Origin of the sequence: Streptomyces malaysiensis subsp. samsunensis, from assembly GCF_024519315.1 — a bacterium.
Classification (GTDB): domain Bacteria; phylum Actinomycetota; class Actinomycetes; order Streptomycetales; family Streptomycetaceae; genus Streptomyces; species Streptomyces malaysiensis.
The window spans coordinates 139628-159114 of record NZ_JANIIC010000003.1; the positions used below are offsets into that span (position 1 = coordinate 139628).

A 19487-nucleotide genomic window follows, 5' to 3' on the forward strand; every position below is an offset into this window, starting at 1 on the left:
GTCGAGGACATCCGCGCTCTCATCGGCGTCTGCCCAGGCCACGGCTATGCGCCGAGCCGGATTCCGCGACCTCAGGCGAGTGGGGCCCGTACCTTGATCAGTTCCTCGCTCACCTCCCAGAGACGCTGGGCGGACCGGGGGTCGATGGCGTGCGGTACGACGTCGGACGGAGGGTCCTGCTCGGTGCCGAAGGTCAGGGGGGCCGGGTCTTCGTCCAGTGGTGAGATGTCGTTGTCCTTGAGGTAGACACCGCCGATCTCGGCGAGCAGTGGGCTTGCCGCCGCGAACACGATGGTGGCGGCCCCCTGCTGCGGGCTCTTGAGCCCGCGGTCCGGGTCGACGATGGGCCGACCGGACTCGTCGAGCAGTCCCATGGCCCGCTGCTGCTCCTCGCCGACCGAGCTGTTCAGTTTCGTGCCGACGACGACGCCCGGGTGCACGGCGTAGCCGCGGACACCGTCCTGGGCCCAGCGGCGGTCGAGTTCGACGGCGAACAGCACATTGGCCGTCTTGGACTGGCCGTAGGCGAGGTAGTGGTCGTAGCCGGTGGTGAAGTGCGGATCGTCCCAGCGGATGTCGGAGAGTCGGTGGCCACCGGATGACACGTTGACGACGCGGGCGCCGTGGGCGGCGCGCAGCGCGGGCAGCAGGCCCAGGGTCAGCTGGAAGTGGCCCAGGTGGTTGGTGGCGAACTGCGACTCGTAGCCGCGTGCGTCTCGCACCGGGCCGTCACCGAGCGGCAGACCGGCGTTGTTGACCAGGATGTGGAGCGGGCGGCCGGAGTCGAGGTACCGGGCCACGAAGGCGTCGATCGACGTCGGGTCGAGCAGGTCCAGCCGGCTGACCTCGGCACCCTCGATCCCGGCCAGCGCGGCAGCGGCGCCATCCGGGTCGCGCGAGCCGACGGTGACGGACGCACCGGCCTCGCCGAGTGCCCGGGTGGTCTCCAGGCCGAGTCCGCTGTGGCCGCCGGTGACGACGGCGTGGGCACCGGACAGATCGATGCCCGCGAGGACCTCACGGGCCGTCGAGGCCGCGGTGAAGCCGGATCCGAGGGGGTGTTGTTTGTGATCCATGTGGCCACTCTCGCGGGTACCCCTCGTACTCTGAATACTTGCGCGTTCGAGTTTTTTGCTCGATCGTACGAGCATGGTCGACGATCAGCTCTCCGAAGTGTTCGATCACATCGAGATCCAGGGACTGATGACGAGTGGTTTCGCGGCCCGCGAGTCCTGGGTGGCGCGTGGCGCCCTCAGCCACCCCCTGAAGTTCATCGCGGTGGCGCGCGGCCGGGCCCGGCTGACCACCGACAGCACCGAGAGTCCCCTCGCCCTCGTACCGGGCGACGTGGCCATCCTGAACAATCGGGCGTGGCTGGAGCTGAGGGGAGGCACCGGCGACGGGCCGCCCCGCGACATCGATGTGACAACGGCAAGCTACACGTCCATCCGCGAAGACGATGCCGACCACGACGGAGCGGATGTGATCCTGGGCGGCCATATCGCCCTCAACTCGGTCGGCCGGACCCTGCTGCTCCAGGCGCTGCCACCGGTGGGGCATGTCCGGGCCTCCCCCGCCGCGATCCATCTGCGCGACCGGCTCGACGCGCTCCTCGACGAGCTGACCGGCGACCGCGTCGGCTCCGCGTTCGCCATCCGGCAGCACGGGCAGCTCTTCCTGCTCGACATGTTGCGCGCCTACATCGACCAGGCCGAGCTCCCTCCGGGGTGGCTACGGGCCCTCACCGACGATCGGCTGCATCCGGCGCTCAGCCTCATGCACGCCGAACCGGCGAAACCCTGGCGGCTGGAGACGCTGGCGAGCGCCTCGGCGATGTCACGGACGTCGTTCGCCACGCACTTCCGGGCCGTGGCGGGCATGCCGCCGCTCACCTATCTCAACCGCTGGCGGATGCTCCTGGCGCAGCGCGCTCTTCGCGACGGGGACGATCCCGTCGAGTCGCTGGCCGCCACCCTGGGGTACGCGTCCGTGAGCGCGTTCAGCACCGCGTTCAAACGGGAGGTGGGCGAGTCACCGCTGCGATACCGCCACCGGGTGCGTCGGGCGAAGCTCGCACACGCTGATTCATGAGCGGTCATACGGGCCGGGCCAACAGCCATACGGGCAGGGCCCGTTCAGCGCGGCCCGGTCCGGCGCGCCTCCGTTCCGGGCGGCGTCCCACCAGGGTCGGCCGGGACGGTTTCGACAGGTGAGGGGGCCTCCTCGGCCCCGTACCGGCGCAGCAGCCACAGACCGTACGCGGCGTGGAAGGCGTACACGCTCGCCTGCCACCAGTCGGGGGCCGCGCCGGGAGAGCGGATCTGGAAGAAGTCGTCGAGTCCGTGGACGACCGCCATCGGCCAGATCGAGCCGATGGCATAGCGCAGGGCGGCGCAGGTGAAGCCGAAGAGGCCGGCGGACAGCATCTGCCACAGCGTGTCGTCGAGCGGGTCGCCGAAGAACAGGAAGTTCTGGATGTGTCCCGCTCCGAAGAGGATGGCGACGCCGATGGCCGCGCGGACCGGGCCGAGTGGGCGGAGGGTCTGCTGGACGAGTCCCCGGCTGTAGATCTCCTCGTTGACGCCGACCCACAGCAGCGAGATGAGGCCGCTGGCGACAAGTGTCGCGCTGCCGTCGAGTCCCGCCACGGCGTACGAGCAGGCGATCAGCAGCATCGGCGCGGCCGGCCACCAGCGGCGGGGACGGCCGAGCGCGGCCACCGTGGAGGCTCGCAGCCAGCCCCAGCGCCACAGGACGAGCCACGCCCCCGTGGCGCAGATGGCGTTGACCAGGGTGGCGCCGAGGTCCGGATACCACGAGGGAGCCAGTGGAGGCAGGATCACCTCGGCGAACAGCAGCAGCACGGCATGCCAGGCAAATGTCAACTCCAGTGCGCCCCACAGGGGATGACGGATGACGTGGTCTTTCCACGGCTGCATCACGGGACGAGCGTAGCGGTGAGCAGAGAAATAGGCGCAGAAATGGGAACACAGACCTTTTGGGAGCGATCCGATCCGGCCTCGCTCCGATCCGGCCTCGCTCCCCTCTACCCCTGGCCGGACTTCCCCTCAGAGCGGTCGCGGGGTCGGCGGGCGCGGTAGGCGCGTTGGCGGCAGGCGTCGGAGCAGTAGGTACGGGGGCGGCCGGTGGGACTGGAGTGTGAGATGGGGTCGCCGCACTGCGGGCAGGGAGTTTCGTAACGTGCCGACGTTCCGTCACGGCGCCGGGGCTGGTTCCGGACGAACGTCTCGATGCTGTCCAGCACGAGCCGGAGGCCGAACTCGAAGCCCCGGTCGCGGGGGTGGCGCAGGGCACCGGCGGCGCGGAGGCTCGCCACCACCGGATAGCGGGCCGGGATGAAGACGGCGTCCCAGAAGTGGGCGCGGGCGGCCCACCACTGCTCGTCGGTGAGGCCGGAATGGCGCTCGACGGCGGCCGCGTCGAGGGCGTCGCGGGCCGCGCCCCGAACGTACGCGTCGACCAGGTCGAACACATTGACCAGCGCCTCCGGGGGCAGACCGGTCGCGGTGAGCACCCGCAGGACGGATTCGTACCAGGCGAAGCCGTTGGGCCCCAGGGCGGGACGCCCGGCCGGGAGCCGCAGGATCCACGGATGACGGTGGTAGAGGGCCCAGTCGGCGCGGGCGGACAGCTCCAGTCTGGTCCGCCAGTCGCCCGGAGCGGCGTCGGCCGGCGGGACTTCGCCCATCACGGCGTCCGTCATGAGGTCGAGCAGTTCGGCCTTGCCGGGCACGTAGCGGTAGAGCGACATCGTGGTGCAGCCGAGCGCTTCGGCGATCCGGCGCATGGAGACGGCGGCGAGCCCTTCCGCGTCGGCGAGCCCGACCGCGGTGCGCACGATCTGGTCGACGGTGAAGGCGGGGCGCCGGCCTCGGTTGGGGCGTTCGCCCAGGCCCCAGAGCAGTTCCAGGCCGCGCACGGCGCCCGCCTCCCCGCCGTGGCCGGATTCCATCCGCCATCACCCCGCCAAACGTTGACCACCACTCAGCGTATGCGTACAGCATAAACAATGAAATCAAACCGAATGACTCGTTCGACCGTGGTTCTCGGCTGTCTCGCCGCCACCCTCGCCGCCGCTCTCCCCGGGACGCACGCCGCCGGACCTCAGGACCGGGCAGTGGCGATGTCCCGGAAGCCGGTCGCCATGGACCCGGCCTGGCGACAGCAAGTGCTGGACGTCCCCGGCACGTTCGTACGGCCCACATCGGTGACGGCCGAGGGAGACGGTGGCACCGTCACCGGCGCCGACGGGGTGTTACGGGAGGGCGGGGCGGCGGCGACCCTCGCTACGACCGCGCCGCGCGGCGCGCGGCTGGTGATCGACCTCGGCGTACTGGCCGGAGGATACGTCGAGTTGGGGATCCGGCGGGCGTCGGGCGCGCCGATCAGGGCGTCGTACGCGGAGGCGCGCCAGTACCTCGGCCCGGACGGGGACGCCGATCCCGACCCCGGCGGCTTCTTCCACCAGGGCCGGACCCTGGGCACCGACGACGATCCCGACGGACGGGCGGACGTCCACGCACCGCCGCGCGGACCCACCGTGCTGCGCAGCCCCGGTCTGCGCGGCTCCCAGCGGTACATCGCGATCACGCTGGACGGACCCGGCTCGCTCACCCTGGACTTCGTACGGGTGCGGCAGACCACCTTCCCCGGCGCGTACGACGGGCACTTCCTCTCCAGCGACCCGGTGCTCAACCGGGCCTGGTACGCGAGCGCGTACGGCCTGGACCTGTCGACGGCCCGTGGACGCCGTACCGGCGCGGGGCGGGACCGGCCGTGGGTCGTCATGGACGGTCCCAAGCGGGACCGAACCGTCTACGCGGGCGACCTCCAGCTCGTGGCCCTGGCCGCGTACCAGCAGGGCGGCGCGTACCGCCGCGTACTGCGCGACACCATCAACCTGTTCGCCTGCCAGCAGCTGCCCGACGGCACGCTTCCGGCCACCAGTCTGATCGACGTGCCGTGCGAGCCCGGCAACCCCGGTCCCCCGGACGGGTCTCCGCCGGGGTTCGAGCCGCCGGGCGAGGCCGGGAAGGTCAGGCTCGACGGCTTCACCCTCCTGTGGGTCGTCAGCGTGGCCGACTATCTGCGCTTCACCGGGGACCGCGCCTTCGTGGAGCCGCTGCTGCCCGTCGCACGCCGCGCCCTGCGGTTCTTCGCCGAACATGCCCCGAACGCCGACGGCGGGCTGTTCCGGACCGCCGATTACGGCGGGCTGGCCGCCCAGAACTGGCACACCCCGGACCGGGCCGCCGGTGTCGACGCCACCACCAACGCCGCCTACTACGCGGCCCTGCGCTCACTCGCCCGGCTCGAACGGTCCGTGGCGGGCGACCGGGACGCCGCGGCGGCGCTCGACCACCGGGCGGACCGGGTCCGGGCCGCGCTCATCGCCAGGCTGTGGGACCCGGTGGCCGGGGCCATGACGCTCAACACCGACGACCCGCGCCGCGACCCCACCGCCGATGCCAACGCCGCCGCCCTCGCCTTCGGGGTGCTCGACCGCGAACGGGCCCGCCGCGCCATCGCCTATCTGAACACGCACCTCAGTAGTCCGTACGGCACACTCACCACCCGGCACACCGACAACCCGTACATGACCCGGTACATCTCCCCGTATGTGCTGGCCCAGGAGAGCCTGGGCCGGTTCCGGCACGGCGACGGCGCCGGAGCGCTCGGGCTGATCCGCACCGCGTGGGACCACATGGTCCGCAACGGCCCCGGAACGCCGTGGGAGGAGGCAGGCGCCGACGGGAAACCGGCCGTGCCCCGGCCCGGCACCTCGCTGACCTGGGGCGGACACGTCGGTATGGCCCACGCCTGGAGCACCGCGGTGCCCGCGCTGTCGATGAACGTGCTCGGCATCCGGCCGCTCACCGACGGCTACCGCGGATGGGCGGTGGAACCCCACCCGGTCGACCTGCGCTGGGCGCAGGGCGATGTGCCGGTGCCGGCGGGCACGGTGTCCGTACGGTGGCGGCGCGGGGCGGGCGACGACTCGTTCGTCCTCACCGTCCGGGCGCCGGAGGGCACGTCCGGCCGGGTCGCGGTGCCCCTCCTCGGCAAGGACCGCACCATCGCCGTGAACGGCCGGATCGCCTGGCACGACGGCCGCCCGTCGGGGGACGCGGGCCGGGGCGCCCACCGCGTGGGCGATACGGTCGTCTTCGAGGGGGTGAGCGGAACCGCCACCTTCGCCTGGGCGGGGTAGGGGACGGGGTCGATGGCCGTGGGGCAACGTCGTACCGCCGCCCAACGGTGTCGTAGCACGCGACTTCACCGTGTGCTCTGGTCGCCCGCGTCCGGCCCCGATCGCGCGCCCCTGGTGCTCCTGGGGCACGGTGGCGGCACACACAAGAAGGCGCCGGGGATGGTGGGCCGCGCGGACCTCCTGGTGGCCAACCGCGGTTCCCACGTCGTGGCCATCAGCGCGCCCGGCCACGGCGGCCGGGCGCGTACGGCGGTCGACGAGCGGGAGATCGACACGCTCCGGCGGACGATGGCGGCGGACGAGCCGGTCGGCCCGATCGTCGTCCGGTACAACGCCCACCTGGCCGAGCGTGCCGTGCCCGAGTGGCAGGCGACCCTGGACGCCCTCCAGGAGCTGCCGGAGATCGGCGCCGATGGGCCGGTCGGCTACTTCGGCCTGAACATGGGCACCGCGATCGGGGTGCCGCCGGCGGCGGCCGATCCCAGGATCACCGCCGCGGTCTTCGGTGTCCTCCGGCACGAGACCCTGGCCGAGACGGCGAAGCGGATCACCATCCCGGTCGAGTTCGTGCTCCAGGGGGACGACGAACACATCCCGCGCCCGTCCGATCTCGCGTTGTTCGACGCCTTCGCCTCGACGGAGAAGACGCTGCACACCAACGGGAGCAGGCACAAGGAGGTGCCCAGGTTCGAGGCCGACAGCGCGGTCCGGTTCTTCGCCCGGCACCTCGGCGGGGCCATACGCTCACCGGCCTGAGGTGGCAGGTATCGGCGCCCGGCCGCCGGTCGGGCCGCCGATACCGCGCCCCCGTCGCGCCGAGGCCGAGCGGCATGGCGCCGATAGCATCGTGGTCGACGGTCAGCGGATCGCCAGCCCGTGAAATCGCCAACCCGTGAAGGAGCGCCGACGTGCGACTCAGCCCGCGAACCGTGCACGAGATCGATTCGCCGATGGGCGCGACCTACGCCCTGCTGGCGGGCCGCAGTGGCGAGCGTGCGCTACTCGATCTGGCCCAGGCCGCGCCGAGCTACCCGCCCGCGATCGAGATGAACGAGCACGTCGCCAGGGTCGCGCACGAGCCGAACGGCGCCGCCTACGTACCGGCTCCCGGGCTGCCCCGGCTGCGGGAGGCGTTCGCCGCCGACCTCGGCCACGCGTACCAGAGCCCGGTGGGGGCCGGCCAGATGGTCGTCACCGCGGGCTGCAATCAGGCGTTCTGCCTGGTCGCCCAGTCGCTCACCGAGCCGGGTGACGAGGTCATCGAAGTCCTGCCGTACTACTTCAACTACGACATGTGGCTGCGCATGAACGGCGTCGTGCCGCGATACCTGGAGCCCGGCCCCGACCTCGTGCCCGACCCGGAGGCGGCCGAAGCGCTCATCACGCCGCGGACCCGGGCGATCGTGCTGGTCACCCCGGGCAACCCGAGCGGCGTCACCCTGACGCCTGATGTGCTCGCGGGGTTCTACGAGGTGGCGAAGCGGCACGACATCGCGCTGATCCTGGACGAGACCTACCGCTCGTTCCGCGACACCGCGCAACCGGCACACGAGCTGTTCGCCGACCCGGACTGGGACCGGACCCTGGTGAGCCTGCACAGCTTCTCCAAGGACCTGGCGATTCCCGGCTACCGGGTGGGCGCGGTCGTCGCCTCGCCGGAGCTGAGCCGCCAGGTGATGAAGCTGCTCGACTGTGTGGCGATCTGCCCTCCGCGCATCGGGCAGGAGGCCGCCTGGGCCGGGCTGGCCTCGGCCCAGGAATGGCGACGCGCGCGTGCGAACGAGATCGCGGACAAGCGACGTCGGCTGGAAACCGCGCTGGCCGATCGGCCGGGCGGTTTCGAGCTGATGAGCAGCGGAGGATTCTTCGGCTGGATCCGCCACCCCTTCGCCGGGCGCCCCACCGACGAGGTCGTGCGCGACCTCGTCATCCGCTACGACACGCTCGTCATACCGGGCACCGCCTTCCTGCCCGACGACCGCCAGATGTTCCGGGCCAGCTTCGGCAACGTCAGCGGGGCCGGACTCACCGAATTCGCCGAGCGTCTCGAGCTGATGGCCAAGGATCTCCTGGGCTGACCCCGCGTTCCGGCCCGGCCCGCGCTCAGCGGGCGTCCGGCCGCGCGCGGCGTCGGCCGCGATGGCGCCGTACGCCCGCGGCACATACTCCGCGCCGTCGTGGCCGCGCCGCGCCCACTCCGGTGAGTAACACCTCGATCACACCGGCCCCCTCGATCTGTGCGCTCTCAAGCATGCCCTGCCCCGCGACCCCAGATCTACGCCACGCAGAAAAAAATCGACGTGGTGTAGATTTTAAGAGAGAGGCCGAATCGCAGACGCGGCGCACCTGCCGCGGCCAAGGGATGTGAACGAAAATGAAGACCTTCCTGATCACCGGTGTGAGCAGCGGGCTCGGCCGGGCGTTCGCCGAGGGAGCACTGGAGTCGGGGCACACGGTGATCGGCACCGTGCGCCGGGAAGCCGACATGGCGGCGTTCGAGGCCCTGGCGCCGGGACGCGCCCATGCGCGTCGGCTGGATGTGACCGATGACGAGGCCGTACGCGCCGTGGTCGACGAGGTCGAGGCGACCGTCGGTCCGATCGATGTGGCCGTCGCCAACGCGGGCTACGGCCTGGAGGGGATCTTCGAGGAGACACCCCTGTCGGCGGTCCGGGCGCAGTTCGAGACCAATGTGTTCGGGGCCGCGGCGACACTCCAGGCCGTCCTTCCCCATATGCGCAGGCGGCGCGCGGGCCATCTGATGGCGGTGACCTCCATGGGCGGTCTGATGGCGGTGCCCGGCATGTCGGCGTACTGCGGCAGCAAGTTCGCCCTGGAGGGGATGCTGGAGAGCATCCGTAAGGAGGTCGCCGCGTTCGGTATCCACGTCACGGCCATCGAGCCCGGCTCGTTCCGCACGGACTGGGCCGGACGGTCGATGACCCGCGCGGAACGCGCCATCGACGACTACGACGAGCTGTTCACACCGATCCGCGAGGCGCGGATCAGCGCCAGTGGCAATCAGCTCGGCAACCCGGAGAAGGCCGCCGAGGCGCTGCTGCACATCCTCGATGTCCCCGAGCCGCCCGCCCACCTCGTGCTGGGCTCGGACGCGCTGCGCCTGATCACGGCGGCCCGGCAGTCGGTGGACGACGACATCCGCAGCTGGGAGAAGCTGTCCCGGACGACCGACTTCCCCGGCGGTGCCCAGCTCACCGGCAACTGACCTGCGGCGCGTTGTGCACCGAGCCGGACGAGGGCCACGCCCCGGTCCCTCGTCCGGCGGAAGTACAGTGCTCGGAAGAGCCGATCAGGGGAGGCCACAGTGGGAAGGCGCGGTGCCGCCCCGAGAAAGGGAGACCTGCGCGAGCAGGCACTCCTGGACGCCGCCGAGGCGCTGCTCGAACACACCAGTCTCGAGGAGCTCACGGTCGAGGCGATCGCCAAAGGTGCCGGGATCTCACGTGGCTCCCTCTACTTCTACTTCGGCAACAAGCACGAAGTCCTCGCCGCTCTCGTCGAGCGCACCATGCGCACCATTCGGGCCGAGGCCGACAGCACGGCGCAGGATGCCGCCTCCCCACCCGTCGACGTCATGGAACGGGCCGTCCACGGGGTGGAGCGGGTCTGGCGCGAGCACGGCACCGTCATGCGGGCGGCCGTCGACTACTCCGCGCTGCACCCGGTGATCGGGTCCGCCTGGAACGACACGGTCGAAGCGTTCGCCCGCTCCATGACCCAGGTGCTGAAGCGGGCAGGAATCCCTGATGAGCACGGCCCCGACGGAGCCGCGGCGCTGGCGGGCGCCCTGTGCTGGATGACGGAACGGACCTTCTACCGCGCCGCCTGCTCGCCCGGGGAAGACCTCGCCCACGCGACCGCGACCACCATGGAGATCTGGCGCCGCGTCATGAACGGCTGAAGCCCACCACGGCGTGCCCTCACGGCCGGGGACACGGCCTTGTCGCCGAGGGTGAGGTTGCCGGCCCCGGACGGGCGGGCGCCGGTGTCGCAATGGGGCTTGTCCTCGTGCGCGCTCCAGCTCCTACTGTCCACGGGCATGGAGACCACGGCGCACAACAGGACATTGGGCCGTAGCGGCATCGAAGTGAGCGCCCTCGGCTTCGGCTGCTGGGCCATCGGCGGTGAGTGGCGGTCCGCCGACGGGGAGCCCCTGGGCTGGGGCAGGGTTGACGACGACGATTCGGTGCGGGCGATTCGGCGCGCACTCGACCTCGGCGTCACCTTCTTCGACACCGCCGATGTGTACGGCACCGGCCACAGCGAACGCGTACTCGGCCGCGCCCTCGGCAAGCACCGCGCCGACGTCGTCGTCGCCACGAAATGGGGCAATCTCTTCGACGAGCGGACCCGGATCCGCCACGGACAGGACGACTCCCCGGACCATGTACGCCGCGCCCTGACCGCCTCACTGCGGCGCCTGGACACGGACCACGTCGACCTGTACCAGCTCCACATCTCCGACGCCGCCCCCGAACGGGCCGCCCGACTCCGCGACGTCTGCGAGGAACTCGTACGCGAGGGGCTCATCCGCGCGTACGCGTGGAGCACCGACGACCCCGCCCGGGCCGCGGTCTTCGCCGAGGGCCCGCACTGCACGGCCGTCCAGCACCGTCTGAACGTCCTCCAGGACGCGCACGAACTCCTGGCGCTCTGCGCGGAGTCGGACCTCGCCAGCATCAACCGCAGCCCGCTCGCCATGGGATTGCTCACCGGTAAGCACACCGCCGGGCGTTCCCTGGAGAACGGGGACATCCGCAACGCGCCCCCGGCCTGGCTGCCGGGGTTCATCGCGGACGCGGGCGCGGACCCGGCCTGGCTCCGGCGGGTCGACGCCCTGCGGGACATCCTCACCAGCGAGGGTCGCACCCTCGCACAGGGCGCCCTCGCCTGGATCTGGGCCCGCAGCCCGCGGACGATCCCCATCCCCGGCTTCCGTACGGTCCTCCAGGCCGAGGAGAACGCGGGCGCGATCGCGAAGGGGCCGCTCACCGCCGGACAGTTGGCCGATGTCGACCGGATCCTGGGGCAGTGAGCGGCGTGGCCCGCCGCTCCCGCCGACCGCAGCGGCCCCCCGATAAGGCTCCGGCCCGGAGCGAGGATGAAACGGCTGTCACCCGCCGTGTATGTACGTGTGATGACACGGATTTTACCGTCCGTAACGCCATATGACGCACCGCCACGGCTGCATGTCATGTTTATGTCATCCATTGCCACCCGCACACGACCCGGCGAATCCTCGACGAGCCGGAAGCGTGACCATGCGCTCCCCGCGAACGCGCAAGCCCCACAACCCGCAGAGCGCGCACGCACCGCAGCGCGCCACCGACCGAGGAGGACTCCCTCGCGATGGCAGTGATGCGTACCACCAAGCGGCGGATCGCCGCAGGAATGGCCGCCGCGGCGGCCATCGGAGCAGTTACGGTGCTCCCCGCCCACGCCGCACCGGCCGAAGGCACGGTCCTGAACGCCGGAGCCGCGGAAGCGGTCCCGGGCAGCTACATCGTCACCCTGAACAAGACGGCCGGCTTCACGGCGTCCTCCGTCCGGGGCGAGGACCTCATATCCGGATACGGCGGCCAGGTGAAGCGGACCTTCACCGCCGCGCTGAACGGCTATGCGGTGCGTCTGGCGCCCGCCGAGGCCCGGAGACTCGCCGCCGATCCGGCGGTCGCCTCCGTCGAGCAGGACCAGCAGGTCCACGCCGACGCGACCCAGACCGACGCACCCTGGGGCCTGGACCGCGTCGACCAGTCCAACCTGCCGCTGAGCGGCACGTACACCTATCCGGACAGTGCCGGCGGCGGCGTGACCGTCTACGTCCTCGACACCGGTGTGCGGATCACCCACGCGCAGTTCAGCGGCCGGGCGTCGTACGGTTACGACTTCGTGGACAACGACACCACCGCGCAGGACGGCTACGGCCACGGCACGCACGTCGCCACGACCGTCGCGGGCAGCACCTATGGCGTGGCCAAGAAGGCGAACATCGTGGCCGTCCGGGTGCTCGGCAATGACGGATCCGGTACCACGGCAGGCGTCATCGCGGGCGTGGACTGGATCACCGCCAACCACTCGGGCCCGTCCGTCGCCAACGTGTCACTGGGCGGTGGCGCCAGTACCTCCCTCGACAACGCGGTGACCAAGTCGATCGCTTCCGGGGTGACCTACTCCATCGCGGCCGGCAATTCCAACGCCAACGCCGCGAACTACTCCCCCGCCCGGGTACCCACCGCCCTCACCGTGGGCGCCACCACCAACACGGACGCGCGGGCAAGCTACTCCAACTACGGCTCGAGCGTGGACCTCTTCGCCCCGGGCTCGAACATCACGGCCGGCTGGAACACCTCCGACACCGCCACCTACACGGGCTCCGGGACCTCTTTCGCCGCCCCGCATGTCTCGGGCGCCGCGGCGATCTACCTCTCGGGGCACACCACGGCGTCCCCGTCCGAGGTGGGGAGCGCGCTGGTGGACGGGGCCACCTCGGGGGCGCTCTCCGGCATCGGTTCGGGCTCCCCCAACAAGCTGCTGAAGATCGTGCAGTGACCCCCTGATCGCCGTACCCCGCCTTCCCTGATCACACCAGCCGCCCGCCGGACCCCATCCGGCGGGCGGCACTCCGCCCGAGCGCTTCCCGGAGAACTTCACCGTCGATCCGAAACGCTACGAGCGGCGGTACAAGAACGGCTTCCGACAGCAGCGGACCCGGCGCAGATACAGCTACTGCGCGCTGGAACACCTGAGGAGAAACCATGACCACCACTGCCACGGGCTTCGAGATACGGCGGGCAGGTCCGCGGTTCGGCGCGGAGGTGACCGGCATCGACCTGAGGACCGGCGTCGACGAGCGAACCGCCGAGGATCTGCGCCGGGCGTTCCGGGAGCACAAGGTGCTGGTGTTCCGCGGCCAGCACCTCACACCGGATCAGCACGTCGAGGCCGTACGCGCCTTCGCGGAGCCCTTCGCCCACCCGACCGCGGTGAAGGACCCCGCCAATCCGCTGGTCTATCCGTACAACGTCCAGCGGACCGGGAAGGCCAGCACCTGGCACATCGGCGGGCTGTGGCGGAACCCGGTCTTCGCCATCGAGTCGCTGACGTACGAGGTCGTGCCCGCGCTGGGCGGTCATACTCTGTGGGCCGATCTTCAGGCGGCGTACGACGACCTGTCCGAGCCCTTCAAGGAGCTGCTCGAATCGGTCAACGCGGTCTACGACGCCAATGCGGAGAACTACGCACAGGGCAGCAGGCGACGCGGGGTCGAAGAGACCACCGAGCATCCGGTCGTTCTGAAACACCCCGAGACCGGCCGGAAGGGACTGTTCATCAGCACCTCGGCGCTCGGTCTGACAGGTGTCACGGCGCAGGAGGGAAGGGTGCTGCTCGACCATCTGCTCAGGCATGCCTCGTCGCCCGACTACACGATCCGTTTCGGCTGGCAGGCCGGTGACTTCGTGCTCTGGGACAACAGGGCGACCTGGCACTACGCCGTGGACGACTACGGCGACGGCGCCCGCGTCTACCGCAAGGTCATCGGAGTGGAGCCGGTGCGCGGGCCCCGATCCTGACGACGTCCGGTGAGGTTGCCGCTCGTGGGCGCCGGTGGGATAGCCGAGGGTGCCGAGCAGACCGGAAGACGGCGGTCCGCGGCGGGTGCGGTTGTCGTGGAGCGGGGCCACCCCGGCGGCCCACCCGGCGCGGTGGCCCCGCTCCGAAGGACACTTCTAGCCGGCACTCGCCCTGAGGAGCCCGCCGCCGTTTCGGCGGGCCTCGCGGCGCAGTGCGGCCTCTGCCGGGTCGAGTACGGGGACGGCCGCGAGCAGGGCCTTGGTGTAGGGGTTGTCGGGGGCGTCGTAGACCGTGTCCGCCGGGCCCTCCTCCACGACGGTGCCCTGGCGCATGACCGCCACCCGGTCGCTGGCCTGCCGCACCACCGCGAGGTCGTGGGCGATCAGCACCAGGGCGAGCCCGAGGTCGCGTTGGAGTTCTGCCAGGAGGGACAGGACCTGTGCCTGGGTGCTGACGTCGAGCGCGGAGACGGGCTCGTCGCACACGATGAGCTTCGGTCCGGGCGCGAGCGCACGGGCGATGCCGACGCGCTGGCGCTGACCACCGCTGAACTCATGCGGATAGCGGTGGTACCAGCGCGGGTCGAGTCCGACGCGCTCCAGGAGTTCCCGCGCTCGCCGGGTGATTTCCATGTCGGTGAGGTTCCCCGCCGCGCGCAGCGGGTCGGCGACGGACTCGCCGATGCCGCGGCGTGGGTTGAGCGAGGAGACCGGGTCCTGGAACACCATCTGAAGGTCGCTGTGGACACCGGTCAGCTCGTGCCCCCGGTAGCGGACGGAGCCGCCACTGGGTTCCAGCAGGCGGACCAGCATCCGGCCCAGTGTGGTCTTGCCGCTGCCCGACTCGCCGACGATGCCGAGGGTCTCGCCTCGCGCCACGGTCAGCGACACACCGTCCACGGCGACCGTGCGGTCCTTCCTGCGCCCGAACTCCCGGCGCACCTCCGCCGCTTCCAGCAGGACATCGCCCGTGGACGCGGACGAGAGGGCGGACGCGGCGGCCATCGGCGCACGCCGGGCCTCCACCCGGGGCACGGCGGCCAGCAGTTCGCGGGTGTACGGCTGCCGCGGGAACTTCAGAACGGTGCCCACCGGACCCCGCTCCACGGCCCGCCCGCCCCTCATGACCAGCATGTCCTCCACACTGCTCGCCACCACGCCCAGGTCGTGGGAGACCAGGACCAGGCCCATGCCGGTCTCCGCGCGCAGGTCGTGGAGCAGGTCGAGGATCTGGGCCTGGACGGTCACGTCCAGGGCGGTGGTCGGCTCGTCGGCCACCAGCACCCGCGGCGCGCAGGCGAGCGCCATCGCGATCAGTGCGCGCTGCCGCATACCGCCGCTGAACTCGTGCGGCCGGGACCGGGAGCGGCGTGCCGCGTCGGGGATGCCGACCCGGTCCAGCACGGTGATCGCACGTTGCCGGGCGTCTCGCCGGGACACCTGCGGGGTGTGAATCCGGTGGACCTCGGCGATCTGGTCGCCGATGGGCAGGTAGGGGTCGAGGGAGGACAGCGGGTCCTGGAAGACCATGGCGGCGATGCCACCGCGCAGACGCCGCAGCTCCCGTACCGGCGCGGTCGCCACATCGATGCCGCCGACCCGTACGGTGCCGGTCAGATGTGCTCCGGTGCCGCGGTGCAGGCCCAGCAGCGCCGCGGCGACCGTGCTCTTCCCGGAGCCGGATTCCCCCACGATGCCGAGTGCCTGCCCGGCGGTGAGCCGGAAGGACAGGTCGTCGACCGCGCGGACGGTCTCCTCGCCCATGGGGAAGTCGACCGTCAGTCCCCGGACCTCGACCAGGGGTTCGGCCGTCCCGGCCGCCGGATCCGTCGGCTGATGCGGTGTCATGACAGGACCACCCTTCGGTCGGCCAGGGCGTAGAGGACGTCCGCGACGGCGTTGGCGATGACCACGGCGGTCCCGATGACGAGCACCACACCGACGACGACCGGCAGGTCCACGGAGCGGACGCTGTCGACGAGGAGCCGGCCCAGGCCCGGGAGGCCGAAGAGCTGCTCGGTGAGCATCGCGCCACCCATCACCTGCCCCAGGTCCAGCGCGCTCAGGGCGATCACCGGGGGCAGCGCCCCGCGCAGCGCGTGCCGGGTGACGAGGGCGCGTTCGCTCACTCCGTAGGCGCGGAAGGTGCGGATGTGGTCCTCCGCGAGGACCTCGAGGGTGGCGGAGCGGGTGAGCCGGGCGTACTTCGCGCTCTCGAAGAGGCCGAGGGTCAGCCAGGGCAGCAGCATGTTCCAGGCCCACTGCTCGGGGTCCTGGGACAGCGGGACGTACGACGGGAACGGCAGCCACCGCAGATAGGCGCACACCGCCATGAGCAGCAACAGACCCAGGATGAAGACGGGGGTGCCGGTTCCGGCCAGGGTGAGGACGGTGAGCACGCGTTCGGTCACCCCGCCGCGGCGCAGCGCGGACAGCAGACCGGTGCCGACACCCAGCGCAAGCCACACCACCAGCGCGCCGATGGCGAGCGAGGTGGTGGCCGGGAGCCCCGCCACGATCAACGCGGTGACCTGCTGGTCGTTCTGGTGGGACAGCCCCAGGCAGGGCGCGGCGCAGTGCTGGAGCGAGGTCCCCGTCGAGTAGTCGCGGCCCGCGAACACGCCCTGGAGGAAGTGCAGATACTGGGCGTACGCCGGTTCGTCGAGCCCCAGTTGGCCGCGCACCTGCGCCACCTGGGCCGGGTTGCAGCGTTCCCCGCAGGCGAGCTGGGCGGGGTCGCCGGGGACGAGGTAGAAGAGGGCGTACAGGACGACGGAGAGCACCAGCAGTACCGTCACGGCACCCACCAGGCGCTTCGCCGCGAAGCGCAGGCCCGTAAATCGTTCAGTCACGGGTCTTCTCCTTGCGGGTGCCCACCCGCAGGCGGCTGGCCTCCCGCGGGTCGAGTGCGGTGCGCACCGCGTCGCCGAGCACGGTGAAGGCGAGGACCGTGACGAACAGCAGCCCGGACGGCAGCAGAACGTACATCGGGTCGGCACGGAACCATGTGGTCGCCGTCGACAGCATCTGGCCCCATGCGGGCGTGGGCGGCTTCACGCCGATGCCGAGGAACGACAGCGACGCCTCCAGCACGATGTTGGACGGGAGGAGGATGGCGGCGTGGGTGATGACGGGCGCGGCGAGCGAGGGCAGCATCTCCCGCCGGACCACGCGCAGGGGGCCCGAGCCGCCGAGGCGGGCCGCGGCGACGAAGTCGAGGCGGCGCAGGGTCAGGGTCTGGGCCCGTACCAGCCGGGAGGTACCGCCCCAGTTGAGGGCGCCCATGACCAGGATGAGCAGCAGCGGGCGCGGAAAGTCCTCGGGTACCACGGTGGTCAGCGCGATCGCCAGGACCAGCATCGGCAGCGCCACCATCACATCCGTGATCCGGCTGAGGACCTGGTCCGCCCATCTGTTGCCGAGCGCCGCGGCCAGGCCCACGCTCACCCCGATCAGCACCTGGAGCAGCAGCGCCCCCGCCGCCACGAGCAGCGACACCCGGGCGCCGTACACCAGCCGGGCGAAGAGGTCGCGGCCGGTGCCGGGTTCGACACCCAGCCAGTGGGTGCCGCTGATGCCGCCGAACGCGCCGTGCGGTGCGCCGCCGCTCGCGGAGTTCACCAGCTCGTCGTGGTAGGTGTACGGGTCCTGCCCGCTGACCGCCGTGAGCAGCGGCGCGGCGAGTGCGGCCAGGAGCAGCGCGGCGAGCACCGCGCCCGCGACGACGGCCGAGGGCCGGGTGCGCAGCCTGCGCCACACACCGCGGGCCCCGGCCGCCGGCCCCGGGGCGGGCGGATCGCCCGCCCCGGGTGCCAACACGTCCTGCACCGCCATTACTTGACCGCCACCTGCGAGATGTCGAGGACGCCGGTCCAGTCGCTGATGACGACGTGTTGGATGTTCTTGCCGACCAGGCGCTGGTAGACCGGGTGGAAGAGCGGCACCGTGAGGGCCCGCTCACCGATCTTCTTGTCCAGGGCGCCCCAGCGCTCGGCCGCGGCGTCCAGGTCGGTGAGCCCACTGATCTCGTCGATCTCCTTGTTGACCGCGGGGTCGTCGAGCTGGGCGTGGTTGAAGTTGGCGCCGTCCTTGACGATCTGCCGTCCGTCGAAGATGGGGGCGAGGAACGGGTAGCCGGCGGGCCAGTCGGCGCCCCAGCGGCTCAGGAAGAACCCCGGGGTGTCGTCGGTGTCCCAGCGCTTCTCGTTGTAGGCGTTGGTCTCCAGGCCCTTGAGCTTCACCGTGATGCCGGCCTTGGCCAGGGACTGCTGGACGGCCGCGGCGACCTTGGGGCCCATCTCGCCCTCGGCGGTGGAGTGGGTGAGGGTCACGGTGAGGCCGTCCGGGTAACCGGCCTTCCTCAGCTCCTCCTTGGCCTTCGCGGGGTTGCCGTTCCCGCCTGCCGGGAAGTGGTCGTAGGGCGTGTAGCCGAATGCCTTCTGGTTCGGCAGGAAGGTGGTGGCGGGCTCGGCGAGGGAGGAGCCGCCCACGGCGTTGATGACGCTGCTGCGGCCGATCGCGTACGAGATCGCCCGGCGTACCCCGGGCCGGTCGAACGGCTTCACCTTCGGGTTGAACGCCAGATAGTCGGTGTAGCCGAAGTGCCCGATCCCGACCCGTGACTTCAGGGCCTTGTCCTGGCCGATCTGGGCGAGTTCGGCGGGGCCGAGGTTGGTGTCCGTGGTGATGGCCGCGGTGTCGTCGCCCGAACTGGTCGACAGCCGCTGGTTGATGACCGCCGGGTCGAGCCCGGAGCGCACATCGATGGTGTCCGGGTATGCCTTGCGCTGGTCGTCGACCTTCTGGGACCAGTGCGTATTGCGCTTCAGCTGGAGCCGTTCACCGTCGTTGGTGTTCTTGACGACCTCGTACGGTCCGGAGGAGATGGGGTGTTTCTCGTAGGTGGTGCCGGTGTCCTTGTCCCGGGGCACGGGCGCGAACTGGGTCTGGGTCGCCAGGTAGGGGAAGTCGCCGACGGGTTTCTTCAGCTTGAAGACGATGGTCCGATCGTCCGGCGTCTCGATGGAGTCGAGCGTCTTCTTGCCCTTGCCGGACTTGTAGGGGCCCTGGTAGGTGTCGCCGCCTATCAGCCAGTCGCGCAGGTACGGGGCCCCGCCGGAGAGTTCGGCGGCGAAGGACCGCTCCACGCCGTACTTGATGTCGGCGGAGGTGATGGCGGAGCCGTCCTCGAACTTCAGCCCCTTCTTGAGTGTGTACGTCCACACCGTGGCGTTCTTGCTGGGGGTGCCGAGGCCCGTGGCGAGGTCGGGGACCACCTTCGTGCCGGCGGCACCGGCCGCCCGGTTGCGGGTGGTCAGCGTACGGAAGACCAGCGAGGGGATGTTGCCTCCGCCGGAGGTGTAGAGGCGGGCCGGGTCGAAGTCCGACTGGGCCTCGGAGTTGAGCACGGTGAGCTTGCCGCCCTTGGCCGCCTTCCCGTCGCCCCCTCCGGAACTCGCACCGCCGTCCTGCGGCCCGGAGCAGGCCGCGACCCCTCCGAGGAGGACCAGGCTGACGGCGGCCACGGCGGCGCGCTGGGCGAACGGTCTGGGTTCACGCATGGGGAATGGATGCCTTTCGGGGCGGAGGGCGCCGTCGGAAGGCAGCGGAAACAGCTGAGGAAGGGCGCTGAGCGCGCGAACCGCACCGACGGGCGAGAGAAG

Annotated in this window: 15 protein-coding genes and 1 pseudogene; 9 read left to right on the forward strand and 7 right to left on the reverse strand. The window is 71.1% G+C overall.

Features of this window, described 5'->3' with window-relative positions:
* Window positions 1-71: 71 nt before the first annotated feature.
* The gene (locus tag NQU54_RS03540) at window positions 72-1076 is read right to left on the reverse strand and encodes an SDR family NAD(P)-dependent oxidoreductase (RefSeq protein WP_257629708.1); all 1005 of its coding nucleotides are present in this window, start codon (window positions 1074-1076) and stop codon (window positions 72-74) included.
* A gap of 73 nt (window positions 1077-1149) precedes the next feature.
* Here NQU54_RS03540 and NQU54_RS03545 point away from each other — a divergent pair, with 73 nt between their 5' ends.
* The gene (locus NQU54_RS03545; protein WP_257629709.1) at window positions 1150-2091 is read left to right on the forward strand and encodes an AraC family transcriptional regulator; all 942 of its coding nucleotides are present in this window, start codon (window positions 1150-1152) and stop codon (window positions 2089-2091) included.
* A 44-nt stretch (window positions 2092-2135) separates the two neighbouring features.
* Here NQU54_RS03545 and NQU54_RS03550 read toward each other — a convergent pair whose 3' ends face one another.
* Together NQU54_RS03550 and NQU54_RS03555 are read right to left on the reverse strand one after the other, a co-directional pair.
* Entirely contained in the window at window positions 2136-2939 is an 804-nt protein-coding gene (locus NQU54_RS03550) for a CPBP family intramembrane glutamic endopeptidase (protein WP_257629848.1), read from the reverse strand.
* Between the two features lie 107 nt (window positions 2940-3046).
* Window positions 3047-3973 (reverse strand): TetR/AcrR family transcriptional regulator, encoded by a 927-nt coding sequence (locus tag NQU54_RS03555; protein ID WP_257629710.1) that lies wholly within the window; start codon window positions 3971-3973, stop codon window positions 3047-3049.
* 72 nt (window positions 3974-4045) lie between these two features.
* Between NQU54_RS03555 and NQU54_RS03560 the strand changes: the two genes are divergently transcribed.
* The 8 genes and pseudogenes from NQU54_RS03560 (at window position 4046) to NQU54_RS03600 (ending at window position 13824) form a co-directional block, all read left to right on the forward strand.
* Complete coding sequence (locus NQU54_RS03560) at window positions 4046-6232, forward strand: alpha-L-rhamnosidase C-terminal domain-containing protein (protein ID WP_257629711.1); 2187 nt, start codon at window positions 4046-4048, stop codon at window positions 6230-6232.
* Window positions 6233-6304: 72 nt separating this feature from the next.
* Window positions 6305-6988: pseudogene (locus NQU54_RS03565) on the forward strand (dienelactone hydrolase family protein); the annotation flags it as partial.
* A 152-nt stretch (window positions 6989-7140) separates the two neighbouring features.
* The gene (locus NQU54_RS03570) at window positions 7141-8310 is read left to right on the forward strand and encodes an aminotransferase (protein WP_257629712.1); all 1170 of its coding nucleotides are present in this window, start codon (window positions 7141-7143) and stop codon (window positions 8308-8310) included.
* A 296-nt stretch (window positions 8311-8606) separates the two neighbouring features.
* Window positions 8607-9458, forward strand: a complete 852-nt coding sequence (locus NQU54_RS03575; protein WP_257629713.1) for an oxidoreductase — start codon at window positions 8607-8609, stop codon at window positions 9456-9458.
* Window positions 9459-9557: 99 nt separating this feature from the next.
* Window positions 9558-10154 carry a TetR/AcrR family transcriptional regulator gene (locus tag NQU54_RS03580; RefSeq protein ID WP_069862670.1) on the forward strand — a complete coding sequence of 199 codons (597 nt, stop codon included), beginning with the start codon at window positions 9558-9560 and terminating at the stop codon, window positions 10152-10154.
* Between the two features lie 138 nt (window positions 10155-10292).
* Complete coding sequence (locus NQU54_RS03585; RefSeq protein WP_257629714.1) at window positions 10293-11288, forward strand: aldo/keto reductase; 996 nt, start codon at window positions 10293-10295, stop codon at window positions 11286-11288.
* 314 nt (window positions 11289-11602) lie between these two features.
* Window positions 11603-12802 (forward strand): S8 family peptidase, encoded by a 1200-nt coding sequence (locus tag NQU54_RS49080; RefSeq protein WP_306278318.1) that lies wholly within the window; start codon window positions 11603-11605, stop codon window positions 12800-12802.
* 206 nt (window positions 12803-13008) lie between these two features.
* The gene (locus NQU54_RS03600; protein WP_257629715.1) at window positions 13009-13824 is read left to right on the forward strand and encodes a TauD/TfdA dioxygenase family protein; all 816 of its coding nucleotides are present in this window, start codon (window positions 13009-13011) and stop codon (window positions 13822-13824) included.
* Between the two features lie 156 nt (window positions 13825-13980).
* On the opposite strand, the gene NQU54_RS03610 is transcribed toward NQU54_RS03600, so the two are convergent.
* Genes NQU54_RS03610 through NQU54_RS03625 form a run of 4 tightly spaced genes read right to left on the reverse strand, consistent with a single transcriptional unit; the run spans window position 13981 to window position 19385 of the window.
* Window positions 13981-15672, reverse strand: a complete 1692-nt coding sequence (locus NQU54_RS03610) for a dipeptide ABC transporter ATP-binding protein (RefSeq protein WP_257629716.1) — start codon at window positions 15670-15672, stop codon at window positions 13981-13983.
* Window positions 15669-16676, reverse strand: a complete 1008-nt coding sequence (locus NQU54_RS03615; RefSeq protein WP_231981620.1) for an ABC transporter permease — start codon at window positions 16674-16676, stop codon at window positions 15669-15671. The genes NQU54_RS03610 and NQU54_RS03615 overlap by 4 nt, the downstream gene beginning before the upstream one ends.
* Window positions 16669-17658 carry an ABC transporter permease gene (locus NQU54_RS03620; protein ID WP_079152924.1) on the reverse strand — a complete coding sequence of 330 codons (990 nt, stop codon included), beginning with the start codon at window positions 17656-17658 and terminating at the stop codon, window positions 16669-16671. Before NQU54_RS03620 ends, NQU54_RS03615 begins: the two co-directional genes overlap by 8 nt.
* Window positions 17658-19385: an ABC transporter substrate-binding protein gene (locus NQU54_RS03625; RefSeq protein WP_257629717.1), complete on the reverse strand. Its 1728-nt coding sequence runs from the start codon at window positions 19383-19385 to the stop codon at window positions 17658-17660. Before NQU54_RS03625 ends, NQU54_RS03620 begins: the two co-directional genes overlap by 1 nt.
* Window positions 19386-19487: the final 102 nt, after the last annotated feature.

Excerpts from the sequence above, each read along its gene's own strand:
- NQU54_RS03540 (WP_257629708.1), bottom strand. The coding sequence starts at position 1,076 with ATGGATCACAAACAACACCCCCTCGGATCCGGCTTCACCGCGGCCTCG.
- NQU54_RS03545 (WP_257629709.1), top strand. The coding sequence starts at position 1,150 with ATGGTCGACGATCAGCTCTCCGAAGTGTTCGATCACATCGAGATCCAG.
- NQU54_RS03550 (WP_257629848.1), bottom strand. The coding sequence starts at position 2,939 with ATGCAGCCGTGGAAAGACCACGTCATCCGTCATCCCCTGTGGGGCGCA.
- NQU54_RS03555 (WP_257629710.1), bottom strand. The coding sequence starts at position 3,973 with ATGGAATCCGGCCACGGCGGGGAGGCGGGCGCCGTGCGCGGCCTGGAA.
- NQU54_RS03560 (WP_257629711.1), top strand. The coding sequence starts at position 4,046 with ATGACTCGTTCGACCGTGGTTCTCGGCTGTCTCGCCGCCACCCTCGCC.
- NQU54_RS03575 (WP_257629713.1), top strand. The coding sequence starts at position 8,607 with ATGAAGACCTTCCTGATCACCGGTGTGAGCAGCGGGCTCGGCCGGGCG.
- NQU54_RS03585 (WP_257629714.1), top strand. The coding sequence starts at position 10,293 with ATGGAGACCACGGCGCACAACAGGACATTGGGCCGTAGCGGCATCGAA.
- NQU54_RS49080 (WP_306278318.1), top strand. The coding sequence starts at position 11,603 with ATGGCAGTGATGCGTACCACCAAGCGGCGGATCGCCGCAGGAATGGCC.
- NQU54_RS03600 (WP_257629715.1), top strand. The coding sequence starts at position 13,009 with ATGACCACCACTGCCACGGGCTTCGAGATACGGCGGGCAGGTCCGCGG.
- NQU54_RS03610 (WP_257629716.1), bottom strand. The coding sequence starts at position 15,672 with ATGACACCGCATCAGCCGACGGATCCGGCGGCCGGGACGGCCGAACCC.
- NQU54_RS03620 (WP_079152924.1), bottom strand. The coding sequence starts at position 17,658 with ATGGCGGTGCAGGACGTGTTGGCACCCGGGGCGGGCGATCCGCCCGCC.
- NQU54_RS03625 (WP_257629717.1), bottom strand. The coding sequence starts at position 19,385 with ATGCGTGAACCCAGACCGTTCGCCCAGCGCGCCGCCGTGGCCGCCGTC.